The sequence below is a fragment of the Anaeromyxobacter sp. SG66 genome (assembly GCF_022690805.1).
Classification (GTDB): domain Bacteria; phylum Myxococcota; class Myxococcia; order Myxococcales; family Anaeromyxobacteraceae; genus Anaeromyxobacter; species Anaeromyxobacter soli.
In genome coordinates this window covers 21436-48017 of the sequence record NZ_JALCZC010000029.1, presented here as the reverse complement: position 1 = coordinate 48017, position 26582 = coordinate 21436, and the positions used below count along the sequence as shown (strand labels likewise).

General features: G+C 73.2%; 23 protein-coding genes and 1 tRNA gene. 13 read left to right on the top strand and 11 right to left on the bottom strand.

The features are described from left to right. From MNZ39_RS10690 to MNZ39_RS10665, 6 genes are all read left to right on the top strand, one after another. A partial coding sequence (locus MNZ39_RS10690; protein WP_242338211.1) for a transglycosylase SLT domain-containing protein occupies nt 1-1694 on the top strand: 1694 nt, incomplete at its 5' end. Between the two features lie 110 nt (nt 1695-1804). Beyond that, complete coding sequence (locus MNZ39_RS10685; protein ID WP_242338209.1) at nt 1805-2398, top strand: HNH endonuclease; 594 nt, start codon at nt 1805-1807, stop codon at nt 2396-2398. A gap of 29 nt (nt 2399-2427) precedes the next feature. After that, on the top strand, nt 2428-3414 hold the full coding sequence (locus tag MNZ39_RS10680; protein WP_242338207.1) for a P-loop NTPase: 987 nt from the start codon (nt 2428-2430) through the stop codon (nt 3412-3414). Beyond that, nucleotides 3411-4238 carry a helix-turn-helix domain-containing protein gene (locus MNZ39_RS10675; RefSeq protein ID WP_242338205.1) on the top strand — a complete coding sequence of 276 codons (828 nt, stop codon included), beginning with the start codon at nt 3411-3413 and terminating at the stop codon, nt 4236-4238. The genes MNZ39_RS10680 and MNZ39_RS10675 overlap by 4 nt, the downstream gene beginning before the upstream one ends. Before the next feature lie 61 nt (nt 4239-4299). Then, entirely contained in the window at nt 4300-4566 is a 267-nt protein-coding gene (locus MNZ39_RS10670) for a hypothetical protein (RefSeq protein ID WP_242338203.1), read from the top strand. Nucleotides 4567-4581: 15 nt separating this feature from the next. After that, nucleotides 4582-5589, top strand: a complete 1008-nt coding sequence (locus tag MNZ39_RS10665) for an RluA family pseudouridine synthase (protein ID WP_308197191.1) — start codon at nt 4582-4584, stop codon at nt 5587-5589. A 1-nt stretch (nt 5590) separates the two neighbouring features. On the opposite strand, the gene MNZ39_RS10660 is transcribed toward MNZ39_RS10665, so the two are convergent. The 5 genes from MNZ39_RS10660 to MNZ39_RS10640 all read right to left on the bottom strand — a co-directional run bounded on the left by MNZ39_RS10660 (nt 5591) and on the right by MNZ39_RS10640 (nt 11995). Further along, complete coding sequence (locus tag MNZ39_RS10660) at nt 5591-7075, bottom strand: hypothetical protein (protein WP_242338201.1); 1485 nt, start codon at nt 7073-7075, stop codon at nt 5591-5593. A gap of 99 nt (nt 7076-7174) precedes the next feature. Continuing rightward, a complete protein-coding gene (locus MNZ39_RS10655) occupies nt 7175-8440 on the bottom strand; it encodes a hypothetical protein (protein WP_242338199.1) in 1266 nt (421 codons plus the stop codon). Between the two features lie 96 nt (nt 8441-8536). Beyond that, nucleotides 8537-9436, bottom strand: coding sequence for a hypothetical protein (locus MNZ39_RS10650; RefSeq protein ID WP_242338197.1), 900 nt, complete (start codon nt 9434-9436; stop codon nt 8537-8539). A gap of 110 nt (nt 9437-9546) precedes the next feature. After that, complete coding sequence (locus MNZ39_RS10645; protein WP_242338195.1) at nt 9547-10167, bottom strand: class I SAM-dependent methyltransferase; 621 nt, start codon at nt 10165-10167, stop codon at nt 9547-9549. 28 nt (nt 10168-10195) lie between these two features. Then, nucleotides 10196-11995 carry an ABC transporter ATP-binding protein gene (locus MNZ39_RS10640; protein ID WP_242338214.1) on the bottom strand — a complete coding sequence of 600 codons (1800 nt, stop codon included), beginning with the start codon at nt 11993-11995 and terminating at the stop codon, nt 10196-10198. Between the two features lie 166 nt (nt 11996-12161). Between MNZ39_RS10640 and speA the strand changes: the two genes are divergently transcribed. The 3 genes from speA to MNZ39_RS10625 all read left to right on the top strand — a co-directional run bounded on the left by speA (nt 12162) and on the right by MNZ39_RS10625 (nt 14950). Then, entirely contained in the window at nt 12162-14141 is a 1980-nt protein-coding gene (gene speA / locus MNZ39_RS10635; protein WP_242338193.1) for a biosynthetic arginine decarboxylase, read from the top strand. Nucleotides 14142-14206: 65 nt separating this feature from the next. Beyond that, the gene (locus MNZ39_RS10630; RefSeq protein WP_242338191.1) at nt 14207-14632 is read left to right on the top strand and encodes a DUF1992 domain-containing protein; all 426 of its coding nucleotides are present in this window, start codon (nt 14207-14209) and stop codon (nt 14630-14632) included. 114 nt (nt 14633-14746) lie between these two features. Then, entirely contained in the window at nt 14747-14950 is a 204-nt protein-coding gene (locus tag MNZ39_RS10625; protein WP_242338189.1) for a dodecin, read from the top strand. A gap of 29 nt (nt 14951-14979) precedes the next feature. Here MNZ39_RS10625 and MNZ39_RS10620 read toward each other — a convergent pair whose 3' ends face one another. The 3 genes from MNZ39_RS10620 to MNZ39_RS10610 all read right to left on the bottom strand — a co-directional run bounded on the left by MNZ39_RS10620 (nt 14980) and on the right by MNZ39_RS10610 (nt 16619). Further along, nucleotides 14980-15726 carry a hypothetical protein gene (locus MNZ39_RS10620; RefSeq protein ID WP_242338187.1) on the bottom strand — a complete coding sequence of 249 codons (747 nt, stop codon included), beginning with the start codon at nt 15724-15726 and terminating at the stop codon, nt 14980-14982. 78 nt (nt 15727-15804) lie between these two features. Beyond that, nucleotides 15805-16242, bottom strand: a complete 438-nt coding sequence (locus MNZ39_RS10615) for a hypothetical protein (protein ID WP_242338185.1) — start codon at nt 16240-16242, stop codon at nt 15805-15807. Between the two features lie 143 nt (nt 16243-16385). Further along, nucleotides 16386-16619: a hypothetical protein gene (locus MNZ39_RS10610; protein ID WP_242338183.1), complete on the bottom strand. Its 234-nt coding sequence runs from the start codon at nt 16617-16619 to the stop codon at nt 16386-16388. 322 nt (nt 16620-16941) lie between these two features. Between MNZ39_RS10610 and MNZ39_RS10605 the strand changes: the two genes are divergently transcribed. Together MNZ39_RS10605 and MNZ39_RS10600 are read left to right on the top strand one after the other, a co-directional pair. Continuing rightward, on the top strand, nt 16942-19488 hold the full coding sequence (locus MNZ39_RS10605) for a hypothetical protein (RefSeq protein ID WP_242338180.1): 2547 nt from the start codon (nt 16942-16944) through the stop codon (nt 19486-19488). 104 nt (nt 19489-19592) lie between these two features. After that, nucleotides 19593-21134 carry an FAD-binding oxidoreductase gene (locus tag MNZ39_RS10600; protein ID WP_242338178.1) on the top strand — a complete coding sequence of 514 codons (1542 nt, stop codon included), beginning with the start codon at nt 19593-19595 and terminating at the stop codon, nt 21132-21134. 4 nt (nt 21135-21138) lie between these two features. Here the strand turns inward: MNZ39_RS10600 and MNZ39_RS10595 are convergent, their stop codons facing one another. After that, a complete protein-coding gene (locus tag MNZ39_RS10595; RefSeq protein ID WP_242338176.1) occupies nt 21139-21681 on the bottom strand; it encodes a peroxiredoxin-like family protein in 543 nt (180 codons plus the stop codon). A 351-nt stretch (nt 21682-22032) separates the two neighbouring features. On the opposite strand from MNZ39_RS10595, the gene MNZ39_RS10590 reads away from it, so the two are divergent. Together MNZ39_RS10590 and MNZ39_RS10585 are read left to right on the top strand one after the other, a co-directional pair. After that, the gene (locus tag MNZ39_RS10590; RefSeq protein ID WP_242338175.1) at nt 22033-22710 is read left to right on the top strand and encodes a hypothetical protein; all 678 of its coding nucleotides are present in this window, start codon (nt 22033-22035) and stop codon (nt 22708-22710) included. A 159-nt stretch (nt 22711-22869) separates the two neighbouring features. Continuing rightward, on the top strand, nt 22870-24525 hold the full coding sequence (locus tag MNZ39_RS10585) for a serine/threonine-protein kinase (RefSeq protein WP_242338173.1): 1656 nt from the start codon (nt 22870-22872) through the stop codon (nt 24523-24525). Nucleotides 24526-24652: 127 nt separating this feature from the next. On the opposite strand, the gene MNZ39_RS10580 is transcribed toward MNZ39_RS10585, so the two are convergent. Both MNZ39_RS10580 and MNZ39_RS10575 read right to left on the bottom strand, forming a co-directional pair. Then, nucleotides 24653-24748, bottom strand: a tRNA-Sec gene (locus MNZ39_RS10580). A gap of 101 nt (nt 24749-24849) precedes the next feature. Next, the gene (locus MNZ39_RS10575; RefSeq protein WP_242338171.1) at nt 24850-26502 is read right to left on the bottom strand and encodes an HAD-IG family 5'-nucleotidase; all 1653 of its coding nucleotides are present in this window, start codon (nt 26500-26502) and stop codon (nt 24850-24852) included. Between the last annotated feature and the right edge of the window lie 80 nt (nt 26503-26582).

The window sequence follows — 26582 nt, the reverse complement described above, 5'->3', positions numbered from 1 at the left end:
CCGCCGCGCGGCGGGCGTTCGCGGCGTGCTGGGCGGACCACCCGATCGCGCCGGAGGCCGGCGAGTGCCTCGCCGCGCTGCGCGCGCTGCCCGCGCCCCTGGGCGGCGAGCCGGGCGTCGAGGAGCAGGTGCGGCGCGCCGAGGCGCTCCTCGAGGCGGGCCTCGCCGACGCGGCGGTGGACCTCCTGCGCAAGGCGGTGCCGGATCTCGCCGCCGCAGCGCCGGGCGAGGAGCTCGCCTGCCGCGCCCGCGCCGCGCTCGGGCGCGCGCACCGCAAGGCGCGCAGCTACGCGGACGCGATGGAGGCGCTCCGCCCGGTGGTCGAGGGCTGCGACGACCCCGCGGTGCGCGTCAAGGCGCTGTTCCTGCTCGCCGGCGCGACCTCGAACACGGGGGACAAGGACGGCGCGATCGCGCTCTACCGGCGGCTCGCGCGCGACTACCCCCGCAACGCGCTCGCGGACGACGCCCTCTTCTCCGCCGCGGATCTGCTCCTGCGCGCCGGGCGGGACGCAGAGGCGCGCGAGGCGCTCGCGGGCATCGTCCGGGACCACGCGGGCGGCGACTACTGGGACGAGGCGCGGTTCCGCCTGGCCTGGCTCGCGCGCCGCGCGGGGGACCTCGACGGCGCCATCGCGCAGCTCCTCGCCATCGAGGAGGGCGAGCGCGACCTCGATCCCTACGAGCACGCGCGGGCGGCGTACTGGCGGGCGCGGATCCTCGCCGGGCGCGGCGACGGCGGCGCCCGGGCGGCGGAGGCGATCTGGACGGACCTCGCCACCCGCTTCCCGGCCGACTACTACGGCCTGCTCGCCCGGGCGCGGCTGGCGGGCGGCGCCGGGGGCGAGGAGGGCGCTGCCCGGGCGCTGCCGGCCGCGGCGCACGCCTCGACGGCCGCCGCGCTCGCGCCGCCCAGGTGGCGGCCCGGTCCGCTCGCCGCCGATCCGCACTTCAGCGCCGGCGTCCTCCTCCTGCGCATGGGGCTCACGCGCGACGCCGCCGCCGAGCTCACGGCCGTCGATCCCGAGCGCCTCACGGATCCCGACGCGCCGGACGCGGCGCTCATCGTGGCGGATCTCCTCGACCGCGCCGGCGACCACCGCAACGCCCACCAGCTCCTCCGCACCCGGGCGCGCGTCGCGCTCCGCCGGGCGCCCGCCGCCGAGAACCTCCGCGTCTGGCACATCGCCTACCCGCCGGCGTTCCGCGGCGACGTGCAGCGCTGGGCGCCGCCGGCGGGCGTCCCGGTCGATCTCCTCCAGGCGCTCATGCGGGAGGAGAGCGCGCTCGACCCCCACGCCGTCTCCCCGGTGGGCGCGATCGGGCTCACGCAGCTCATGCTCCCCACGGCGCGCGAGGTCGCGCGCCAGCTCAAGATCCGGCGGCCGTCCCGGGCCGACCTCATGAACGGCGCGCTGAACATCCGCATCGGCGCCCGCTACCTCGGCCAGCTGCTGCGCCGCTTCGACGGCCGCGTCGCGCTGGCGGTGGCCGCGTACAACGCGGGCGGCGGCGCGGTGAGCCGCTGGCTGGAGGCGCGCGGGGATCTCGAGCTCGACGAGTTCGTCGAGGAGATCCCGTTCGAGGAGACCCGCGGCTACGTGAAGCGCGTGCTGCGCTCGTACGCGGCCTACCGGCTGCTCTACGGCGGCGGCGGCCCCGCCGGCGGCCTGTTCCGTCTCGCCGGGCGCTGACGGGCACCCGGAGCGCCTTGCCGAGCCGGGGCGGCAGCCCCGTCAGGCTGGCGGCCAGGCGAGCGCCGGCGGACGTGCGGAGGTGGAGGCCGGGCGCTACTTTAAGCAGGATGCTCGACACCGGCGTGCTCGTCCTCAACCGGGTCTATCAGCCGGTCCACGTGACCTCGGTGCGGCGCGCCTTCACGCTCCTCTACCAGGGTGTGGCGAAGGCGATCGACGAGGAGTTCCAGCTCTTCGACTTCCCGAGCTGGAGCGCGCTCGCGGCGGCGCAGCACGACTCCATCGGCACGGTGAGCCGGCGCATCCGCGTGCCGCGGGTGATCGTGCTCCTCGCCTACGACCACCTGCCGAAGACCCGCGTCCGCTTCTCGCGCTTCAACATCTACGCGCGGGACGACAACACGTGCCAGTACTGCGGGCGGCGGTACCGTCGCGCGGAGCTGAACCTCGACCACGTCGTCCCCCGCTCCCGGGGCGGCTCGACGACGTGGGAGAACGTCGTCTGCTCGTGCGTCGCGTGCAACCTGCGCAAGGGCGGCCGCACGCCGGAGGAGGCCCGCATGCGCCTGCTCCACGCACCTACACGGCCGCGCTGGACCCCGGTCTTCCGCTCCGCCGCGCGGCGGGCGCTCTACCGTGAGTGGCGTCCGTTCCTCTCGCTCGCCGACGCAGCCTACTGGAACGCCGAGCTTTTGGAGTAGCGGGGCGCTTCGGCTAGGATGTGCCCGCGATGGGCGACGCCCCGACGCTCAAGCTGGTGAAGACCGTCCCGGAGCCGCGCCGCCACCCAGCGCCGGCCCCCGTTCGCGCGCGCCGTATCATCTCGGTGGGCGGCGGGAAGGGCGGCATCGGCAAGAGCCTCATCTCCGCGAACCTCGGCATCGCGCTCGCGCGGCGCGGCAAGAAGGTCGTGCTCGTGGACGCCGATCTCGGCGGCGCGAACCTGCACACCACGCTCGGCCTCGACGTGCCGAAGCGCACGCTCTCCGACTTCATCGACCGCAAGGTGGAGCGGATCGAGGACGTCATCACGCCGAGCGGCATCGAGAACCTCGGCCTCGTGTCCGGGGCGCTCGACGATCTCGACGTGGCGAACCCGCGCCACGCCCAGAAGATGCGGCTCCTGCGCCACGTGCAGCAGCTCGACGTGGACTACGCGATCCTCGACCTCGGTGCGGGGACGCACACGAACGTGCTCGACTTCTTCCTCGTGTCGGACCACGGCGTGCTGGTGCTCGTCCCCGAGCCGACCGCGGTGGAGAACGCGTACCGCTTCGTGAAGGCGGCGTTCTGGCGGCGGATGCGGACCGTCGCGCAGGTGTTCGGGTACGACGGGCTCCTGCGCTCGGTGATGGGCACGGGCACGTTCAAGAGCCCGGTGGAGCTCGTCGCCACGCTGGCGCAGCGCGATCCCGAGGCGGGGAGGAACCTGGCGCGGCAGCTCGCGGCGTTCCGCCCGCGGCTCGTGGTGAACCAGGCGCGCACCGCGCAGGACGCCGACGTCGGCAAGGCCGTGGTCGCGGCCTGGCGCAAGTACTTCGGGCTCGAGATGGACTACCTCGGGTTCATCCACTACGACGACGAGATGTGGCGCGCCGTCCGCGCGCGCCGGCCGCTCCTCGTCGAGCGGCCGGACGTACCGGCGGCGCGGGCGTTCGCGGGGATCGCCGAGGGCCTCATCGCGCTCGACGTGGCGCGCCCCGGGGGCACGAAGTGAAGCCGCTCGCGCAGCAGACGCTCTACGAGATCCTGGAGGTCCCGGCCGACTCCACGCCGGGCGAGATCGAGGCCGCGTACGCCCGCGCGCGCGAGCTGTACGCGCCGGGATCGATCGTCACCTACTCGCTCATGGCGCCCGAGGACGCGGAGCTCCTCTCGGCGCGCCTCGACGAGGCGCGGGCGACGCTCCTCGATCCCGCGGCGCGCGCCCGCTACGACGTCCGCATCGGCGCGCCCACGGACCCGATCCCGAGCCCGTGGCCGCCCGCGATCCCCCCCGTCATCCCCGCGCTCACGCTCGCGCCGGCCGCGCGCGACCGGGATGACGATGAGGACGAGGCCGACGCCGCACCGCCCGCCGCCGTCCCCGCCGAGCCTTCGCGGCCGGCCGCCTGGGCCACCGCGGAGGCGCCGCGTCCGGCGCCCATCCGGCTCGACCGTGAGGTGGCGCCCACGCGCACACCTCCGCCCGTGCGCGCCCCGCTCCCCGCCCTCACGCCCGCTCCCGGCGCGCCGCCTCCGCCCGCGCGCGAGGCCGGGATCCCGGATGCCACCGCCTGGACGGGAGAGGTGCTCCGCCAGATCCGGGAGGCGCGCGGGATCTCCCTCCAGCTCATCTCCGAGCGGACGAAGGTCACGCGGCACCACATCGAGAACATCGAGGCGGACCGCTACTCGCTCTTGCCCGCGGCCGTCTACCTGCGCGGCATCCTGCTCGGCATCGCGCGTGAGCTCAGGCTCGACGGGCAGAAGGTCGCGCGGTCGTACCTGGAGCGGATGGCCGCGGCGGCCGGGACGAGCGGGCCGGCGCCGCGGCGGTAGCGTCCCCGCGCGCGGGTCCGTTCGTTGACCGACACCTGCGCGTCACGTACGATCTGCGCCCATGCCGCTCATCGACTCCGCCGAGGCCGCGATGCGCCTGGCCCGGGCCATCTGCTCGGACGTGTCGCTCTACAACGAGGAGAAGATCGTCCGCGGGATCGAGCAGGATCGCTTCTTCGACGTGCTCGAGGACGAGCTGGAGGAGGGGCGTGAGCTCTACCGCTCCCGCGTCTCGCCCGACCTGTACGCGCGCACGAACTTCTACGACCGCGCGATCGTGGACGTGATCCTGCGCTCCAAGGGCCACGTGAAGTCGCGGATCTGGTAGCCCGGGAGCCCGCGCATCGATCGCCGGATCGTCCTCGTCCCCGCCGAGCTCGCCGGCACGCGCCTCGACGTCGCCCTCGCGCGACTGCTGCCGGAGCTCTCCCGCGCCCGCGTGCAGCGCCTCGTCGAGGACGGCCGCGTCCGGATGGGCGAGCGGGCCGCCAAGGCGGCGGCGCGGCTCCGCGGCGGCGAGACCCTCGAGGTGGAGGTGCCGCCCCCGGAGCCCTCGCACCTCGTCGCCCAGGACCTGCCGCTCGCCGTGCTGTACGAGGACCGGGATCTCCTCGTGATCGACAAGGCCGCCGGCATGGTGGTCCACCCGGCCCGCGGCACGCCGCACTCCACGGTCGTGAACGCGCTGCTGCACCGCCTCGCCCGCGAGCCTCGGCCCGCGGCCGGCGAGGCGGGCTCCGCGAGCGGGCTCGACGAGGCGCGGCTCGGCCTCGTCCACCGGCTCGACAAGGACACCTCGGGCTGCCTCGTCGTCGCGAAGACCGAGGCCGCCCTCGCCGCGCTGCAGGCGCAGTTCAAGGGGAGGACCGTCGAGAAGCGCTACCTCGCGCTGTGTCACGGGGCGCTCGCCCCGGTGGGACGGCTCGACACGCCCTACGGACGGCACCCGCGCGATCGCACCCGCTACACGGGCCGGGGGGCTGGCGCGCGGCGCGCGGTCACCGAGTGGCGCGTCCGCGAGGCGTTCGCGTCGGGCGCGACGCTCGCCGAGGTGACGCTTCACACCGGCCGGACGCATCAGATCCGCGTGCACCTCGCCGAGGCGGGGCACCCGCTGCTCGCGGACGCAGTCTACGGAGGCACGCGGCGCGAGGCGCGGCTCCCGCCGGAGCACCCGGTGCGCCTCGCCGCGGAGGCGATCGGGCGCCAGGCGCTCCACGCCGAGCACCTCGCGTTCGAGCATCCGCGCACCGGGCGGCGCCTCGCGATCGAGGCGCCCCTCCCGCAGGACCTCGCGCGCGCGCTCGCGGTGCTCCGCGCCGCCCCCGCTGCGCCGCCCCGGCGGCGCTGAGTCACGGCCCCGCCGCCGTCGGCGGAGCGCCCGAGGCGACGCGGCACTGCTGGGCGTAGGCGTCGAGCTTCCCCGCGAGCGCACGCCGCGCGAGCGCGGGCGCGCGCTCGGGGAGCGCGTCGATCGCGCGCTGCTGGACCGGCATCGCCGACGCGCACTGGCCGAGGTCGGAGAGCACGGCCGCGTAGCCGGCCAGGATCGGCGGGCTCCAGGGGGCGAGCTGGACGGCGCGCCGCGCCACCGGGAGCGCCTCGCCGGACCGCCCCTGCGCGAGCAGCTCGGCGGCGAGGTTGTGCAGCGCCGCCGCGTTCGCGGGGGCGAGCTCGGAGGCGCGCCGGAAGGCGTCCTCCCGCTCGGCGGCGGCCGCTGGACCGGCGAGCGAGATGGCGAGGAAGGTCCAGGCGCGCGGATCGAGCGGGTGCGCCTCCACCGCCGACCGTGCGAGCCGGACCGGGTCCTCGCGCCAGAGCGCCGCGCGGTACTGGAGCGCGATGGGGTGAGCGGGGTCCTCGGTGAGCGTCTCCTCGACCTCGGCGCGCAGGGCGTCCAGCCGCTTCGCGGGACCGTGCTGCCACAGCGCGAGGCGGATAGCGTGCACCTCCGGTGAGGGGATGCGCTGCTCGAAGTAGCCGATCGCGACGGGCACGGCGAGCTCGCGGGTCTGCGCCTCGAGGCGCCCCCGCGCGTGCGCGGCGAGCGCCGCGTCGAGCGCCTCGAGCCCGCCGGGCCGCGCCGGATCGTGCTCGGGGAACGCCGCGCGCCAGGCCGCGTCGGGGGGCTCGCCCGCGGCGAGCCGCCGCTGGAGCTCGGTGAACGCGTCGGGCCGGGCGGAGGCGAGGTAGTGGACGAGGAGCCAGCTCGCCGCGTACCAGTCGAGCACGTCCCGCTCGCCCGCGGTCCCATCCCAGGCGAGGAGCGACCGCGCCGGCACCGGAGCGCGCCTCGCCCGCGCCAGCCGCGCCGCGGGAGGAGCGCCGAGCTCCAGGACGCCGCCGGGGACGTCCGCGCCGAGCGACTCCATGGAGACCGCGATGCCCTCGGCGAACCACCGCGGCTGGCGCAGGAACGCGCCCGAGAGGAAGTGGTGCGCGATCTCGTGCGCGAGGAGGGCGCGCTGGTCGGAGCGGAGCTCGCCGGAGAGCACGATCCGCGGCGGCCCGCCCTCGCTGCGCAGGTAGTAGCCCTCGGCGCCGTCCGGCGCGAAGGCGGCGTACTCGGCCGCGTTCCGGAACGCGATGACCTCCACGCGCCCGGGCGCGGGCCGTGCCGCGGGGAGCGCCGCGGCGACCGCCGCGCGCATCCGCTCGAACCGCTCGACGAGGAGCGCCGCCCGGCCGGCGTCGAGATCGGTGCGCAGGACGAAGTGATCGCTCGCGAGCTCGCGCCACTCGGCGCCGCCGCGATCGGGGCAGCGGAACGGTCGAGCTCCGCCCATGCACGCGCCGAGGAGCGAGCAGAGGACGACGAGCGCGCCGAGGCGCAGCACGAGCGGATCGTAACGCCGTGCCGGGGGGCCGCCGCAAGGAGGGGCGGGCGGGCGCCATCCGCCTCGGAGGAGCCGAGCCCCGGGCGAGCCCTCCGGGCCTCAGCCGGGCACGCGCGCGCCGGGGGGCAATTCGGGCGGGGGATCCGCGGGCTCGAGCGGCTCGGGCGCGCGCCGCATGCCCTGCCCGCGCGGCGCGTCCCAGCCGCGGAACTGCACCTCCAGCCGCAGCATCAAGGCGTACTCCCGCTCGCGGCCCCGCTCGGGTGTCCACGGCCAGGACACCTCGGGCTCGACCTCGAAGAACAGCCAGCGGCGGTAGACGTCGGTGCGGAAGCGGGTGCTCGCGCTGTAGCGGTCCACGCTCGGACGACCTCGGGTCGTCCCCTCCATCCCCACGCCGATCGACATGGCGACGGTGGGCGAGAAGGCTCGCAGCGCGGCGAGCCCGCTCGACCACTCCACGCCGCGGCTGCGCTGGGTGAGCCGCCCGGAGCCCGAGAGCCGCAGCAGCGCGTAGCGCCGGATGCCGCGCTCCAGTGCCGCGTCGAGCGAGGTCCCGAGGTGCGTGTCGGTCCGCCAGAAGCCGCTCGTCGCGACGCGCGTCAGGAACAGCGGACCCACGGGGATGGCCCAGCGGAGCCGCGCGCGGACGAACCCGCCCGGCGGCAGCTGGAGCAAGAATCCGGCGCCGAGGTCGCCGTGCGCGAGGAGCCCCTCCCAGACCCGCACCCGCAGCTCCGCGCCTCCCGTCCCGACCGCGTCGGTGGGCTCCTCGCCCTCGGAGGGGAGGAGCGCGGAGATGGCGTCGCGCGTCTGCCCCTCGACGACGAAGCGAAGCCGGTCGAGCACGCGGTTCATGCCCGGCAGGCGCAGATCGGCCCGCAGCCCCACCGTGTAGCTCGGCGGATGGCCCCGCCGGAGCTTGAGCTCGTTGCGCCAGCGAACGAACGACAGCGATCGCTCGGCCTCGAGCTCGGTCTCGTCCGAGAAGAAGCGGTCGAAGACGATCACGGGCGCGAGCATGCGCTCCGCGATGAAGGCATGGCTCGCGTCGAGCCAGTTGTCCCCGCCGGCGGGCCGCTCGCCAGGGGCGCCGGGGCCCTCGTCGGGCTGCGGGGGAGGCGCCCCCGGGGCCTCGGGAGCCTCCTTCGGCGGCAGCCTCGGCATGAACCAGGCGTTCGGGGCCGCGGGCTCGACCTGCGGGAGCGGAGACTCGAGCGCGGCGGGCGGCGGCACGGCGGGCACGAGCGGCGCCGCCCGAGCGGGCTGCTGCCGTCCCGGGCGGGCGCTCGCCCCGACGGGCGCGAGCGCGAGCGACGCAAGGGCGAGGAGGGGGCGCAGGCGGCGCAGCACGGTCGCCTGCACGTTAACCCGCGCGGGCGCCGTCGGACAGTGGAACACCCGCGCGTCACCCGCTGCCGGCGCCGCGCCGTGCGCCGCCGGCAGCAGGGACCGACCGTCCTACAGGAACAGACGCGCGTACACCGAGACGAAGCGCTCGTCGCCGCGGCTGCGGTTCTCGGTGAGGACGTCGCGGGCGCGAGGGAACCGGTCGAGCGGGAGGTACCCGGACGCGGTCGCGTTGTCCTCGCCGACGAGGTTCGAGAACATCACGTCGGCTCCGACGGTGATGTTGTGCACCGGGGTGAGCTCGACCCCGGCGTTCACCGGCCCCGCGACCTTCCGGTCGAAGCTGGACTGCTCGTTCAGCGGATAGTCCAGGCCGATGTTCCCGAAGGCCGCGAGCCCCGGGAAGAGCTGGAGCTGGAGCCCGAGCGCGCCAGCGATGGCGTCCTTGAACGCCACGTCGCTGCGCTTGTTGAGGAACGACGTCCAGTCGGCGGCCGCGAGCAGCGCGAGGTTCGGGCCGAGGGTGGTCTTGTACTGGAGCCCCACCGCGCCGGTCCAGACGACGTCGCTGAACTCGAACGCCTGCACGCGGGCCTCGACCGTGGCCTGGTTGGAGGGGCCCGCCCGCAGCAGCCCGAGCCGGATGCGGCCTCCGACGTCGTCGTAGACCTTCCGGCAGTCGTTGCCGCTCTCGCCGAAGCACAGGCCGGTGGAGTGGAAGACGCCGACCTGGAGATCATCGGTCACGCCGAAGTCGAGGCTGGCGGGGATGCTCCAGTCCGGAACCCTGCCGTCGTTCGAGTTCGAGATCTCGATGCGGACCGGGACGCCGAGCTCGATGAGCCCGCGGGAGAGGGTGAGCGGCTGACGCACGAGCTCCTGCGTCGGATAGGAGTCCTTCGCGTACCGGGTGCCCGCTCCCTCGTCGAGCTGCGCGCGCGCGGGCGAGGCGGCGGCGAGCAGTACGACGACCCAGGCGACGACGAGGCGGAGAATCGCGTTCGGCTTCACGGCGTGCTCCCTTCTCCAAGGGTGACTGTCGACGGCCGTTCTATGAGGCGGCGGCGGCCGCGCTCGCAACGCCATCGAGTCGCACCCCGGCGGGCCCCGTCGAGCTGCCGTCACGGATCGTGACGCCCCGGCGGAGCCGATCGGAGCGAGCCCCCGCGCGGCCGCGCCTCGAGCCGGCGCATGACGCCCCGGGCTCGCAGGGAGCTCGCGTCGAGCTCGAAGCCCGCCTCTCGGAGCGCACGCTCCGTCTCCCGGTTCGGATGGCAGCCGCCCGTGATCACCGTCCACGCGGGCTGCACGCGATCCTGGATCGCGCCGATGAGGTGACCGCCGCGGACGTGCTCGATGGCGCGCAGCGTGCCTCCCGGCGCGAGCACGCGGCGCGCCTCGCCGAGCGCCAGGGGAACGTCGCGGACGCTGCACAGCACGAGGCCGGAGAGCACGGTGTCGAACGCGCCGTCGCGGAACGGCAGCGCCTCGGCGCGGGCGAGCACGAGCGGCACGTGCGGCGCGCGGCTGCGGGCCCGGGCGAGGTTCGGGCGGTGGGGATCGACCGCGACGGCGGCGCCGCGAGGCAGGAGGGGCAGGTTCCGGCCGGTGCCCGTGCCGAGATCGAGCGTTCGGCCGCGGGCGCCGCCGGCGAGCCACTCGCGCCACCGGCCGAGCCGGCCGCGCTCGAGGAGGGCGAGGCCGAGATCGTACAGCCAGGGGATCTGCTCGAGGCCTCGCATCACGGCTCCTTCCCGCCGCGTGGCGGCGTCAGTCGAGGTAGCCCTGCGCCTGGAGCCGGAAGAGCTGGGCATAGCGGCCGCCGCGCGCCACGAGCTCACGGTGCGTGCCGAGCTCCTCGAGCCGTCCGCCGTGGAGCACGGCGATCCGGTCCGCGATGCGGACCGTGGAGAAGCGGTGCGAGATGACGATGGCGGTCCGGTCCGCCGAGAGCTCCTTGAAGCGCTGGAACAGCTCGTGCTCGGCCTCGGCGTCGATGGCGGCGGTCGGCTCGTCGAGCACGAGGACCTCGGCGTCCTCGCGCATGAAGGCGCGCGCCACCGCGAGCTTCTGCCACTGGCCGGAGGAGATCTCGTGGCCGGACTCGAACCAGCCGCCGAGGACGGTGTCGTAGCCGTCCGGCAGCGCCTCCACCAGCGCGGCGGCGCCGCCCCGCCGGGCCGCCTCGGAGACCCGGGCGCGGTCCCCGACGAAGGCGGGGTTGCCGAGGCCGATGTTCTCCGCGGCGGTGAACTGGTAGCGCACGAAGTCCTGGAACACGGCGCCGATCCGCTGGCGCAGATCCGCGGGATCCATGTCGCGCAGGTCCACCCCGCCGTAGCGGATCTCGCCCTCGGTCGGATCGTAGAGCCGGAGGAGCAGCTTCACGAGCGTGCTCTTGCCCGCTCCGTTCTCGCCCACGAGCCCGAGCTTCTCGCCCGGCGCGAGCGTGAGGGAGAGATCGCGGAGAGCCCACCCCGTCTTCCCCGGATAGCGGAACGAGACGCCGCGGAGCTCGATCTCGGCCGGACGCCCGCGGGGCGGGCTGCGGGGCGGGCGGGTGCGCGGCTCCTCGCCGCCGGTGGGGATGTCGAGGTAGCCGAACAGGTTCGACATGAAGAGCGCGTCCTCGTACATGCCGCCCACGCCGGAGAGGACCGCCTGCACGGCCCCCTGGCCCTGCCGGAACACCGCGATGTAGAGCGTGAGGTCGCCGAGGGAGATGTCGCCGCGCGCCGCGCGCCCGGCCATGAGGGCGTACATCGCGTAGAACGCGAGGAGCGAGAGGAGGCCGAAGACCATCCCCGCGCGGAGCCGGCGGACCGCCAGCAGGCGGTCCTCGTCGAAGAACTTCCGGAACAGCGCGCGGTAGCGGCCCAGCACGAGCGGCCCGAGGCCGTAGAGCTTCACCTCCTTCACGTGGCTGTCGCGGGTGAGGATCCACTCCAGGTAGTTGAGCCGGCGGCCCTCCGGCGCGCGCCAGGTCCAGAGCCGGAAGGACTCCCCCGAGAGGCGCGCCTCCGCCAGGAAGGCCGGCACCGAGGCGGCGACGATGACGAGGACGCTCGCGGGGGAGAGGCGCAGGAGGAGGCCGGAGAGCGCGACGAGGGTGACCGTGTTCTGCCCGATCGCGAACGCCTGCATCACGAGCGAGAGGGGCCGGGAGGAGGCCTCGCGCCGGGCGTTCTGCATCCGGTCGTAGACGTCGGCGTCCTCGAAGTGCCTGAGCTCGAGCTCGAGCGCCTTCTCGAGGATCCGCTCGTTGATCCGGTTGCCGAGCGCGCCGCGCAGGAGCTCGCGCCGAAGGGCGAGGAGGCGGCCGGCCGCCATTTGCACCGACATGAGCCCGAGCTCGAGGGCGACGAGCCACAGCACCCGCTCCCGGTCCTGCGCGAGGCCGCCGCGGGCGGCGGCGACGACGCCGTCGACGATGAGCTTCCCGATCCAGGCGATGCCCGCGGGCAAGAGCGCCAGCACCACGGTGAGCGCGGCCACGAGCAGCGCGCCGCGGCGGTCGGCCTCCCACACGAGCCGCATCGTCCCAGGCACCTGCCGGAACACGACGCGCATTCCCTGCAGCCGCTCGCGGAGCGCCTCGCCGGCGCCGCGCGGAGGCTGCGGGGGCAGGGGGTGGGAACGGGCGGCGGGCACGGCGCCCGCTATAACGCACGCGGCGCTCCAGATCGATGTCACACGCGCTCGATTTCTCGGGCGCGCTGTCGTAGATCAGCGGGCGATGAACATCCCGGAACATCGGAGCGACGCGACGACGGCGATGGCGCCTGCGGATTGGTCCATCGACCGCGCGATGCAGTACTACAACGTCGGCGGGTGGGGCGCCGGGTTCTTCTCCGTGAACGAGAAGGGCCACGTGGTCGTCCACCCCATGGGCCAGCCGGGCCCGGTCATCGACCTCATGGACGTGGTCGAGGACATCCGCGAGCGGAAGATCGGCTTCCCGTGCGTGGTCCGCTTCCAGGACGTGCTCCGCGCGCGCGTGAAGCAGATCAACGAGGCGTTCGCGAAGGCGACGGCCGAGATGGGGTACGGCGGCCGCTACTTCGGCGTCTACCCGATCAAGGTGAACCAGATGCGCGAGGTGGTCGAGGAGATCCTCGACGCCGGCGCCCCGTACAACTACGGCCTCGAGGCGGGCTCGAAGGGCGAGCTGCTCGTGGTGCTCGGGATGAACACCAACCCCGAGGCGCTCACCATCTGCAACGGGTACAAGGACGAGCAGTTCCTCCGGCTGGCGCTGCTCGGCCGCAAGCTCGGCCGGAAGGTCATCGTCGTCATCGAGAAGCTCTCCGAGCTGCCCCAGCTCCTCAAGCTCGGGGAGGAGATGGGCGTCGAGCCGATGATCGGGCTCCGCTCGAAGCTCACCACCCGCGGCACCGGGAAGTGGGAGGGCTCGTCCGGCGACTTCGCCAAGTTCGGCCTCACCGTGCCCGAGCTCATCCACGCGGTGCGGATCCTCAAGGAGGCGGGGAAGGAGCACTGCGCGAAGCTGCTCCACTTCCACGTCGGCTCGCAGCTCACCGAGATCCGGGTGGTGAAGGACGCGGTGAACGAGGGCGCCCGCGTCTACGCCAAGCTGCGGAAGATGGGGCTGCCCATCGAGTACTTCGACGTGGGCGGCGGGATGGGCGTGGACTACGTCGGCGTCCAGACCAACGGCAACGCGCAGCCCGGCACCATCGCCTCGACGGTCAACTACACGCTCGACGAGTACGTCGGCGACGTCGTCTACAACGTCCAGCGCGTCTGCGTGAACGAGGGCGTCCCCGAGCCGCACCTCGTGACGGAGTCCGGGCGCGCCATCACCGCGCACCACTCCTGCATCATCATGAACGTGTTCGGCCACATCGAGATCGGGTCGGCGGAGGAGATCGCCGCCGCCTCGGCGCCGAGGCCGGACGAGCCGAAGCTCGTGCGGGAGATGCGCGAGATCGTCTCCTCGATGACGCCGCGGAACCGCGCGGAGGCGTACCACGACGCGGCCGCCAAGAAGGAGGAGGCGCTCCAGATGTTCAAGCTCGGCATCCTCGGCCTCGAGGAGCGAGCGGTCGTGGAGAGCCTCTTCTGGAAGCTCGTGCGCGGGATCGCCGACCTGAACCGCGGCAAGAAGCGGCTCCCGCGCGAGACGCGCGACCTCGCCGACAAGATCGCCGACCAGTACATGGCGAACTTCTCGCTCTTCCAGAGCGCGCCGGATCACTGGGCGTTCGACCAGCTCTTCCCGATCGTGCCCCTGCACCGGATGGGCGAGGTGCCGACGAAGGACTGCACCATCGTCGACATCACCTGCGACTCCGACGGCAAGATCGACCGCTTCATCGAGAACGACGGCGTGGACGAGACGCTCTCGCTCCACGCGCTCAGGCCGGGCGATCCCTACTACCTCGGCATGTTCATGACCGGCGCCTACCAGGACATCATGGGCGACATGCACAACCTGTTCGGCCGGGTGAACGAGATCCACGTCTTCGTGGACGACGAGGATCCGGAGGACTTCTACATCGAGGAGGTCATCCCGGGAGACACCATCGAGAAGGTGCTCTCGCGCCTCCAGTACGAGCCCGCCGAGCTCTCGCGGCGCGTGAAGGGCGCGCTCGATGGCAAGGTGAAGGAGGGCGCGATCCGTCCGAAGGAGGGCGTGTCGCTCGCCGACTTCTACGAGGCGGTGATGAAGGGGTACACCTACCTCGGCGTCTGATCCCGCCCCCCGCGCCCCGCGGCGGGCGGTTGCGGAGCGCCGGCGGCCGCCGTTATCGAAGGGGAGTGGCCGAGCGTCCTCGCAAGCCCGGAGAGACCTTCGAGTCCTACGCCGAGCGGCTCATCCGCGAGGCCCAGGAGGAGGGCGCCTTCGAGCGGCTCTCCGGTGCGGGCAAGCCCCTGCCGCTCAGCGGCGGCGCGCTCCCGGAGGCGTGGTGGATCAAGGAGAAGCTCCGGCGCGAGAAGCTGTCGAGCCTCCCGGACTCGATCGCCATCCGCCACGAGGCGGAGGCGGTGCTCGCCGCCGTCGCGCGCGATCGCGACGAGCACCTCGCCCGCGAGCGGCTCGAGGCGCTGAACGCCAAGATCCGCCGCCTCAACGCGACCTTCGTCGGCTGGCCGCCGACCACGCTCGCGCCGCTCGACGTCGAGGAGGTGCTGCGGCGCTGGCGCGAGGGGCGGCTCGCCCCGTACGGCACCGCAGCGCCGTGACCACCGGTGTGGTCTTCCCCCACTGGGCCGCGCTCGAGGCGAGGGCCGGGGCCATGGTTCCGGCACCACTCACCCGAGGCGGCGCCCGCGCCGCCCTCCGCCGAGGAGCCGCGCATGTCCGGGGTCTACAAGAAGATCGAGATCGTCGGCACGTCCCCCACGAGCTTCGCGGAGGCGACGCGCGCGGCGATCGAGGAGGCCTCGAAGTCCATCCGGCACATGGCATGGTTCGAGGTCGTCGAGGAGCGCGGCGCCATCAAGGACGGCAAGGTCTCGGAGTTCCAGGTCACGCTGCGGGTCGGGTTCAAGCTGGAGTAGCGGCGGGCGGCAGGCCGTCCCGCCCGCGCTCATCGCTCGCCGAGCCCTGCGCCCGGGATCGCGGGTACGACTCGCGTCGCCGAGAACACGAGCGCCACGCCGACGAACCTGCCGGCCGTGACGTCGCCGGCCTGCGCCGCCGTCGCGCGGTCGTAGTGGAGCACCGACACGGCGAGCCCGACGCGGCGCATCCCGCCGGGCAGCGGCCCGTAGTGGAGCTGCCCCGTGGCGCCCCACAGCTCCGGCTGCGCGAGGGCCGGACGGAGACTCCAGCTGCACTGCGGGGCCACGTCGAGCTCCAGGCCGTAGACGAGCGGCACCCCGGCGATGAGCGCGACCCGCGCCCGCGTGGTGGGCTCGAGCTCCGGCCGTCCCGTGAGCTCGGCGATGCCCGTCGCGGCGAGCGACAGGTCGAGGTGCCGCGTCCGGACGGCCTGGGCCTTGACGCCGAGCTGCGCCGACAGCACCGACAGGCGCCCGTCGACCTCGAGGCGGGGCGCGATCCCGCGCGCCGCCCAGAGCTCGACGGGCACGACCGGCACCAGGGGCAGGACCACGCCGCCCGTGGGGTGCTCCTGCGGGACCTTGCGCTCGTGCCCGTAGCCCGAGAACCCGATCGCAGCGCCCAGGTCCCACTCGCCGGCGTCGAGCGTCCGGGCGCGCCCGAGCTCCATCTCCGCGGTGCAGCCGGAGAGGGCGACGGCGGCGGCGACGAGGGCGGCGGCGCGCGGGCAGGGCAGCAGGACGTTCACCTCGGGGCGATACGGCCGCGCCATTCTCCACGAGTGGAGGGCGAACGTCACGTCCCGGGTGATGGGGACCGGACGCGCATCTCGGCGTCCAGCCGGCGCGGCTCACTGCGCGTTCCGTTCACCCTCGGGCTCGGCGGACGGGGCGTCGGCGCTACGGGCCGCGGGCTTCTCGACCTCTGTCGGCGCGGGCTTCTCGACTTGGGCCGGCGCGGTCGCTCCCTTGTCGAGGATCTCGATGCGGTAGCCCTCCGTCTGTCCCTTCGACTCGTCGAGCGCCGCGCGCACGCGCTGCCCTTCCTTCAGGTCCTCGAACGTCGCCTTGAAGTCGTCCACCTTGATCTCGGCCTCCGGTGCGACGAGGACCTCGCGACGCTTGTCGCCCACCCGCAACGTGACGGTCCCGTCGTCGCGGCCCACCTCCTCGACCCGGCCCTCCACGGTGCGGCCGGCGTTCCCACTGCTCGCCCGCGTGCCCTGGGCGGTCCGGCAGCCTGCGGCGGCGAGGGCGAGCCCCAGGGCGATCGAGAGGTGCGTGCGCATGGCGGGTCCTTTCGAGGAAAGTGTGGTCCTCGTCCGCCGGGGATGGGAGCGCGCGGGCCCGCCGCGCGTCGCTTTCGCCTCGCACCGAGGGAGCGTCGGCTGCGCGAGCGGCTGGGCGTCCGCCCGCTCGCAGCGCGCGGCCGTCAGTCCTTCTGGCGCTTGAAGTAGAAGTGCGCGGTGCTGCCGTGGGCGAGCACTGCGACGAGCTCCCACCCGTTCGCGCCGAGCGCGTTCAGCTCGGCCTCGTCGAGCGTCGCCTCCTCGGCGAGGTCGCGTACCACGTGCTTGTAGTCCCACTTCGGCTCGACGTAGACGACGGGGGGCGCGACGTGTGCGCCGGGCGGTCGCGGGGGGTCTCGAGGAGAGGAGGGGGCCATCGCGTCACTCCGGCGGCAAAGGCCCGCGGATCCTCGTTGCAGGCCGAGAAGTCCTCACTCTTTCATCATTTTGCGCCCAGCGGCGCGTAGGGGCCCAAGAGGACGGGAGGCCAGCCTGCGCGCTCTCAGGACCGTTTCGCGGCGGGGGCAGGGTATCGCGCGTGCGGCGCCCGCGAGGTGCGAGGCGCCTACACTCGCGGGCGCAGGTGGGCGGGTGTCCTTCCACGGGGCCGAAGGATTGCTTCCCTGGCGTCCCTGACCGTCGGAGAATGCGCACCCGAAGTCATTGAACCGCAGGTGTATTGCGGGAGGGGCGCGACACATGTCGAGACGGACGGGTGGCGTGACGGCGCTGGTCATCCTGGCGTTGCTCGCGGCGGCATGCAGCGGCGGCGGCGGCGGCGGCGCGGGGCCCGGCGGAGGCGTGACCGTCACCCTCGACACAGACCACTTCACGATGCGGGGTGACGAGGGCACGTCGCTCTCGGCCACCGTGACCGCGAGCGTCTCCGGGCAGACGAGCGCCAGCATCCGCGTGAGCGCCGTGGACCAGGGCGAGGCGATCGCCGGCGCGCAGGTCGAGGTGATGGAGACGCAGGCACGTCTCTGGATCTCCTCGAAGTCCTCCCTCGCGCCCGGGACCTACGCGGGCACGCTGGCGGTGAACGTTTGCTACGACGCAGGGTGCAGCTCTCCGGTGCGGGGGTCGCCGTTCCGGCTGCAGTACACGGTCGAGGTCCTGCCCATCCTGAAGGTCGCGCCCGACCAGGTAGCGCTGTCCGCCGTGAGCGGCTCGCCGGCCAGCGCCCCCATCGCCGTGCAGCTACCGTACGGCGCTACCAGCTTCCGCGTGTCGGGCCTTCCGTCCTGGCTGCACGTCGCTGACGAGACCGCGTCGGGCTTCACGCTCGTCGCCGCCAGCGTTCCGGCGGGCGCCTACGACGCCTATCTCTACGTCGCGGCCGGTGGCTCGCAGCGCACGCTCCGCGTGACCTACTCGGTCACGGAGGCGCCCGGAGGAAGACACGACCTGTCCCTGGACACGAGCTCGCTGGCGCTCACCACGACGGAGGGCGCCGACGCGTCCGCGCACGTGGGCGTCACGCCCCCGAGCTGGAACCCGCCGCTGACGACGAGCGTGAGCTACGGCTCCGGCGCGAGCGGATGGCTCGGCGTGACCCCCACGGACGGGGGCCTCGACCTCCGCACCGACGCCGGCGCCCTGTCCCAGGGGAGCTACACGGCCTGGCTTTACGTCAGGGGCGACGGCTTCACCACCGGCCGGTCGGTCACCGTGACGCTCACCGTCGGACCGGGCCTGCTGAAGCCGCAGGATCAGGCGCTGACCCTCACAGCGACCTCGGTCCCCGCGGACCTGCTGGGCAGCGTGCCCGTGACGATGGCCGGCGGCCCCGCTCGCGCCTGGACCGCCGCGACCGACGCCGCCTGGCTCACGCTCGATGCCGGCACCGGCTGGACGGGGACGCCGCTCGGCTTCCGCGTCACGCCCGAGGCACTGCAGTCCGTCGAGAACGGCAGCACGCAGGTGGCGACGGTCCGCGTGGCCGCCGATCCCCCGAGCATCACCCCCGTCCAGTTCAAGGTCACCCTCAGCAAGCGGCTCCCGGAGGTGCGCTCGCTCGGGCCCGGGGTCATCCTCGCCGGCCGGGCGCATCGCGTCCTCGCGCGCGGCGTGGGGTTCGACGGGCTCGCCGACGTCGCGGCGGGGATCACGGTGGAGGGACTCACCGGCGTGGGCGTCACGCGCGTCAGCGACACCGAGGTGGCGCTCGACGTGCCCGCCGCGCCGGCCGGCGAATACGCGATCAGCGCGTCGAACGCCCTCGGATCGCCCACGGCGGCGGCGGCGCTGCACGTCGTCGATGCGCCCACGCTGGGCTACGCGCGGGTGCAGACCTCGGGCCGCAAGCGTCAGCTCATCTACGATCCGCGGCATCAGGCGCTGTGGGCCTCGATGCCGGGCGTGGCGGTGCGCGTCGGTTACGCGGGGGGCGCGTGGACGGCGGCGAGTCAGACGATCGCCGACCTGCGCGACCTGGCGCTCACTCCCGATGCTGGCGCGGTGATCGCCGTCTCCTGGTCGGGCAAGCTCCGCTTGCTCGATCCGGTCACGCTGACGGAGCAGGCGACCTACGACCGCGGCGGCGCACTCGGTCCGGCCTCCCTGCGCCCGGACGGCGTCGCGGTGACGAACGACGGCCGCGTCTGGCTGCCGTTCGGTGACACGGGCATCGACGACCTCGGGTTCTTCGACCTGGCGCGCCGGACGTTCTCGAACACGGGCCTGAATTTCTACGAAGGGCCATGGCTCGCGGTGAGCGGCAACGGCGAGCGCCTCATGGTCGACGGTCGAACCGGCCGCATGCACCTCGACGGCGCCGACGGCACGCTGAAGGACGGCGGCTTCTACTTCGAGGGAAACTTCGGCATCGACGAGGTAGGCAGCCGATTCGTGACCGTCAGCTACAGCGAGGCCGCGCTCTGGGACGCCTCCTTCGCCTTCGTGGGGCGACTCTGGCTGCCGGATTCCTACACGAGGTACACGGGAGGCACGACCATCGCCGCCACCGTGTCGCCGGACGGAAGCCGCGCGTACGTGCTGAGCTACAGCATCGGGAGCCTCGACCTGCCGAGGGTCTGGGTGTTCGACTCGACCGCGGCCGTGAGCGGCGACCCGCCGCTGCTGGGGTACTTCCAGCTCCCCGAGTACCCGACGGTGCGGAGCGGCTTCACCATTCAGAGCCGCGAGGCCGTGATGGCGATGACCCCGGACGCGACCACGCTCTTCATCGCGGGTGACGACGCGGTCATGGTCGTCCCGGTGCCGTCGACGCTGACCGCTCCGTGACGGGCGCGTCCGCGCCGCCGGGTGCTCATTTGTGACGCCGCGCGCTGCGGCCCGCGCAGGCCGAAACCGTGGGGCGTCCCGCGGCGGGGCACTAGGGTCCAAGGATGAGCGCTCGAACAGAAGCGGGCTCGCCGCGGACCGATCAGGCCGCCGCCGGCCGGATCGGCCCGGACGACCCGCGCTACGCCGACCTGGCCCACCGCGGATTCAACAGGCGCTTCCGCGGGAATCCCGACTACGTGCGGCTGGTCGGTTCGACCGAGCAGGTGGTCCAGGCGGTTCAGGAGGCGGTGCGGGAGGACCTGCGGGTGGCGGTCCGCAGCGGAGGCCACTGCCTGGAGGGGCTCGTCGCCGATCCGGCCGTGCGGGTGCTCATCGACACCTCCCTCATGACCGGCGTCGCCTACGACCCGGAGATGTCCGCCTTCGTGGTGGAGGCGGGGACCACGCTGGGCGAGCTGTACCGGAAGCTGTTCCTCGGCTGGGGAGTGACCGTCCCCGCCGGCGAGAGCCCGGACATCGGCGTGGGCGGGCACGTGCTGGGAGGCGCCTTCGGCTTCCTGTGCCGGGAGCATGGGCTCGCGGCGGACCACCTGTACGCGGTCGAGGTCGTGACGGTGGACGAGGCCGGTACCGCCCGCAGCGTGGTGGCGACGCGGGAACCCTCCGATCCCAACCGCGAGCTCTGGTGGGCGCACACCGGCGGCGGGGGCGGCAACTTCGGCATCGTCACGCGCTACTGGTTCAGGTCGCCGGGCGCTCGCGGGACCGACCCTGCCTCGCTGTTGCCGCCTGCGCCGGCGTCGATCCGGACGTTCCGGGTGGGGTGGAGCTGGGACGAGCTCGACGAGCGGGCGTTCGCGAGGCTCCTGCGCAATCACGGGGAGTGGTGCGAGCGCAACGCGGGCGCGGACGCTCCCGGCGCCAAGCTGTTCAGCATCCTCTTCCTCAACCGTCGCCAGACCGGCAAGGTCGAGCTGCGCGGGCTCTCCACCGCCGGTCCCGACGCCGAACGGCTCTGTCACGAGCACCTCGATGCCCTGAACCAGGGAGTGGGCGCGGCCTGCACCCGCCAGCTCGAGACGAGCACCTGGCTGCGCTTCGCCCTGAACCCTTTCCCCGAGCTGTTCCGCGCGCCGGGCGCCGAGAACGCCAGCTTCAAGATGAAGGACGCCTTCCTGCGCAGGCGCTTCACGGATCGGCAGATCGAGGTCGCCCACCACTTCCTCACCCGGACCGACGTGGACGTGCCCGGCGGCATGCTCGGCCTCGCGACCTACGGCGGGAAGGTCAACACCGTGGCGCCCGACGCGACCGCCTCGGCGCAGCGCGACTCGATCCTCACCACCTCCTGCAACGCGGGCTGGATGGATCCGAGCGAGGCGGAGCGCAACCTGGGCTGGGTTCGCGCGTTCTACCGGGAGCTCTTCGCCGACACCGGCGGCGTGCCCGCGCCCGGCGAGGCGAGCGACGGCGCGTTCATCAACCATCCGGACGCGGACCTCGCCGATCCGCGGTGGAACACCTCCGGCGTCCCGTGGCACACGCTCTACTACAAGGACAACTACCCGCGGCTGCAGCGCGTCAAGGCGCGCTGGGATCCTCGCGACGTGTTCCGGCACGCGCTGTCGGTCCGGCTGCCGTGATGCGTCACGCCTGCTTCGCGGACTCGGCCACCGCCCCGAGCAGCGTGGCGACGGGCACGTCGTCGCCGACGCTCCGTCCAACGTGCGCCAGGACGATCCGCCCCGTCCGATCGAGCACGAAGTCGGCGGGCATCTGGGTCTCACGACCCTCGAACCGGCGGTGGCGCTTTCCGGCTCGCGTGGCCCGAACCAGCGCGAGCATGGAACGCGGGTGGAGGTACCCGCTCAGGCTCGCGCCCACGCCGAACGCGTCGTAAAGGACGGCGCCGGGGTCGGCCACGGCCAGGAACCCCGGCCGCCATTCGGCCATGGCAGCCTGGAGCCGCGCCGGCGCGGATTGAAACACCATCCAGACCGCACATGAGAGCGCCTGGAATTCAGGCATTGCCGCCGCGATGCGGCCGACGTGGAGCTGACACACCGGGCAGCCCGCATGACGCGTGAACGACACCACGACAGGGCCACGGGGCACCTGGCACTGCAGCCTCGACCCGTCCAGCGCCTCCAGCACCACCGCCGGCGCACGGTCTCCGACGCGAAGCTTCACGGCCGGACCCTCCGAATGGGAGACGACACTACGAGAAAAGTAGCAGGTCCGCATCGAGAGGGCGGGCCACTCGCTCACGGAGGCGCGCCGGCACGGCCTGATCGTCTTGCGCTGCGCGGGCTCGGCTCAGGAGGGATGCGGCAAGTGATCTGACGCGCGTGGCGTCACCCCCGGACGACTGCGCGCCTTCGCCGCGGTCGTACCTAGAGGACCATCGGGGGAGGCGAAGAAACGTGTCGGACTCCGGGTGAACGCAGTACGGTTGCCGTCGCCATGGAATCCACGAGAGCGGAGCCCGCACGACCAGGAGGCCTCGGCCCGAGCGTGGCCGTGCCCCCGCACCTCCCGCTGGTGCTGTTCGTCATCTTTGCGCTCGAGTGCTTCATCGTGCTTCACACGATCGCGCCGGTGACCGCGCCGTGGGCAACGCTCGTCCTCGGGGGATTGGCGACCAGCGCGATCGCCGTCCTCAACCCGCTCGCGGTGAAGACTCCGAAGCCGTGGGTACTCGCATGGTCCGTGGCCGAGGTGGCCGGCGTGGTGTTCGGTGAGGCGATCGCTTACTTCATGGCCGTTCCGTGGGAGCTGAGCTGGATCTGCTTCACGCGAAGCCAGCACCACGTCGAAGCCACGATGGTCCTGCGTCTCGTCGCCATCGGGCTCGCGACAGCCGCGTGGCGCATGACCCGACGCTCCGAGGGCGCATGGCCGAGCACGGCGTCACGCGGGCGGGCTCCGTACGCAGGTGGCCTGGCGCTGGGTCTCATGGCCGCGCTCCTGGTCGCGATCGTACCCGCCGTCTTCCCGGTCATCACGGGGCATCGTCCATCGCTCGAGGTCGAGGCCGAATCGCGGGCGGCAGCGCAGCTCGGACCGGATTACGCGGGCTACCGTTATCTCGTGCGCCGCCTCGACCAGGTCTTCCGCCGGAACGTGAGCGTCACCATCGAGGCGTCGGTGATCGCGTACGACGCCGAGCTCGGCGACCTGCACGACGTGACGGTGACCTGGAAGGAGCCCTGGGACTGAGCTCGCTCCCCGGAGCGCTCAGAACGACTCAAGGCGTTCCCCGCCACCGTTCTTCGCGAACGTCTCGGCGTGCCGCTCCTCCGCGCCCGTCGCGACGGCGCTCCATGGGCCGACGGTTCCCTGACCGCGACTGCTCGCGGTACCATGGCGGACGACCTCATGAGCGAGCTCTCCTCCACCATCGTCGGCACGGCGCCGGCCGTGGACGTCGGCACCACGCTCGGCAGCTACGAGCTCGTGGCCGTGCTGGGCAGGGGAGCCATGGGGTGCGTCTACCGCGCGCGCCACATCCGGCTCGGGCGGGAAGTCGCCATCAAGGTCCTGAACCCGGAGTACGTGGCGCGGCCCGATGTCGTCGAGCGCTTCTTCCGCGAGGCGCGGGTCGTGAACGACATCGACCACGAGCACATCGTCGAGGTCACCGACTTCGTCGAGGCGCCCGGGCTCGCGTACCTCGTGATGGAGCTGCTCGAAGGCACGAGCCTGCGCGAGCTGATGGCCCAGCGCGGCCGGAAGTACCCGCCGCTGAGTCGGATTCTCCGGATCGTGACGCAGGTGTGCGAGGCGCTCGAGGCTGCGCACGAGAAGGGGGTCGTCCACCGCGATCTCAAGCCGGACAACATCTTCGTCGTGGAGAGGGACGGCGCCGACTTCGTGAAGGTGCTCGACTTCGGGGTCGCGAAGCTGCGCGATCCCGTCGACAACGCCGCCACCTCGGCCGGGATGGTCCTGGGGACGCCGCACTACATGGCGCCGGAGCAGGCGCTGGGGAGGGACGTCGATCGACGCGCCGACATCTGGGCAGCGGGCGTCGTCCTGTACGAGCTGCTCTCGGGCAGCGTGCCGTTCACCGCACCGAGCTTCGTCGAGCTTGCGATCTTCATCCGTGAGCAGCCCCAGAAGGCGCTGCCGCGGCGGACGCCGCGCGGCGAACGCATCCCGGCCTGGCTCGGGGCGGTCCTCACGAAGACCCTCGAGAAGCGCCCGGATGATCGCTTCGAGTCGATGTCGGCCCTCGCCAGGGCGCTGCACGCGCCGCGCCGTCGCCGCTCGATCGTACGCCCGCGCCGCCTCCTCGCTGCGGTCGCCTCGGCGGCCGTCGTGGCGACCGGCGCTGTCGTCGCCCTGCGGTTCGGCGTCCCGCGGAACCTCGGCGCAGCGCTCGAGCCCGGCCGAAGGCTGGTGCGGGAGCTCGCGTCGGCGGCTCCAGCGGTCCCGTCGCCGTCGTCCGACGCGACCGGGACCCCGATCTCGCCCGCGATCCCGAGCCCGACCGCGAGTCCGAGCGGGACGTCATCCGCGACCTCGACCTCGTCCGCGCCGGCGGCATCGCCGCGTCCGGGGACGTCGGCCTCGGCCGCGCCGACGACATCGCAGCGTCCGGCGCCGTCGACCTCGGTCGCGCCGGCGGCATCGCCGCGTCCGACGACCTCGCGGGCGACGCCTCCCTCGCGTCCGGCGACGTCGACCCCGGCCGCGCCGGCGACATCGCAGCGTCCGGCGACGACCTCGCGGGCGACGTCTCCCTCGCGCACGACGTCCGCTTCCGGACCGCAGCAGCGGGGATCCGTCGAGCTTCTCATTCGCTCGTCACCGCCCGGCGCGTCCGTCGTCCGGCTCGACACAGGGCAACGCCTGGGGAAGACACCGCTTCGAGTGAACGTCGCCCGCAAGGCGGCGGAGGTCTGGCTGCGGTTGACCCTCGACGGCTACAAGCAGGTGAAGTTCGCCGTCGATCTCCGCAGGGACAACACGGCCAACGTCGCGCTCCACGGCGTGGCGAAGAAGCCGAAGGTGGCGCGGCGTCGTCGCTGACGGCTGCGTTTCCTGCAGCGATCCGAGTGGAGCTGCCCGAGGACGAGCCGGGCTGCGCCTCGCCGTGAGCGCGCGTGCGGTGCGGGCTCGCCCGATGAGCGCGTGCGCCGAAAACGAATCGAGAAAACGGCAGAGCAGGGGAATCGAACCCCCCAACAGCGCCTCTCAGCACCATCCACCGGTTTTGAAGACCGGGCCCGGCACCAGCCTAGGACGCTCTGCCGCGCAAGGGTTTATGCGCAGCGCCCGGCACCGTCAAGCGGCGGCACCGCGGCGAAGCGCGCGGGCGCCGCGGAGCATGAGGCCTCTGTCCCGCGAGCGGGCCTACTTCGACGCCTTCGACACACGCGACGGGCGGTCGCCGGCGAGGGGCGCGCCGTGCTCGTCGCCCCAGGGCGACAGGCGGGTCGCGGCGGTGCGCTCGTGCGGCATGGCGGCGCGCGGCGAGCGGAAGTACTGCATCGGCGAGTAGAAGACCAGGTTCGACGCGCGGCTCGTGTAGATGCAGGCGTAGTTCTCGATCTGCTCGGCGAAGCGCGAGTTCTCGTGGCCCTCCTTGAAGGTGAGCCCCCAGTACGGGTTGAAGCCCTCCTCGACCGCGCGCTCCAGCTCGCGCACGCGATCGTCCGCGTCCCGGCGCGCGCGGCGGAGCACCTCGAGCTCGGCCTTGTCGCGCCGCCGCGTCGCCTCGAGCCGCTCGCGCTCCGCAGGATCGCCCACGCGATCGAGGCGCCGGTCGAGCGCGTTCAGGGCCGAGCGGTGCACCGCGACCTCGTCCTCGATGCGGACGCGCAGGGCCTCGAGCCGCGCCATCTCGGCGAGCGCGTCCTGGTTCTTCTCGAGCCAGGCGAGCTCGGCCTCGAGCTCCTCGACGACCATGCAGGTGCGCCAGAGGGAGCTCTTCTTCGAGCGCAGGATGTCGCCGTAGATGTGGTCGCCGACGTAGAGGATCCGGTCCCCGCCGATGCCGATGAGCCGCTCCAGCGTGGGGAGATCGCCCCCCTCGTACCAGCGACCGCGCTCGATGGAGGTTGCCTCGCCGGCGCGCGCGCCGTCCGGCGCGAGCGCGTACAGCGGCCGGCGCTCGGAGAAGAAGGCGGGCTTCGCCGCGCCGGTCACCACCGCGTCGAAGTAGTTCCGCCAGCTCGGGTACTCGGGGAGGACGTCGTCGAGGACGTAGGACATCACGGCGTCGGTGTAGTCCCAGAGCGAGTTCGTGAGGAGGAAGAGCTTCTTCCCGCCGGAGCGGAGCTTGTGGAGCGCGGGGCCGAGCTCGGCGTCCTTCACGAGGTAGCGCGGGAGGTCCTTCTTCACCTCCGCCTTGAGCGTGCCGTCGCGGTGCACCGTGTCGATGGACTCGCGGATGTCCTGCCAGAGCTTCTCGTAGTCGATCGTCTGCCCCTCGCCCTCGAGGTGCTCGATGATCCCGGCGAACAGGCTCGCCTCGGGCAGCGCGAAGAGCGTGTCGATCCAGGCGAAGCGCGGGGAGGAGAGGTGGACCTTCTCGTCGCGGTAGAGGCGGCGGAGCTCCTCGTGCGGCAGGGGGCGGCGCCCGTGGTAGCAGCGGCCCACGTGGTTGTGCCGGTCCATCTTGAAGATGTTGCCGTGCAGCTTGTCCATCACGAGCCCGCGGATGACGAAGGCGGGGTCGTACTGGAGGACGCCGAGCTGCTGCGGGTAGCCGCGCGCGGAGATCATGCGCGCGAGCGTCATCCCGAACGCGAGCTCCTCGAGCCGCTGCAGGTGGTACATCGCGAGCGTGTAGTCCATGTCGAAGCCGACGGCCTCGATCTTGTCCATCCGGAGGTTCCGGTTGACGAAGACCTGGCGTGCGCGCGGCACCTCGCGGTGACCGACGTGCGGCGTGGTGAGCAGCGACAGGAGCTCGGGCGCCTCGTACGCGCGCCCTGCGGTCGGTGTGGCGGGCGCGGCGTGCCCGACGGCGCCGGCCGGGACGCCCCCTCTGGCGGTTGGCATGTCGGAGGCCGTGATAACCCGCCCGGCGCACCGGCTCAACGATCGTGCGGGCGGATGCTCGCGGCGCCGAGGCGGCGGGC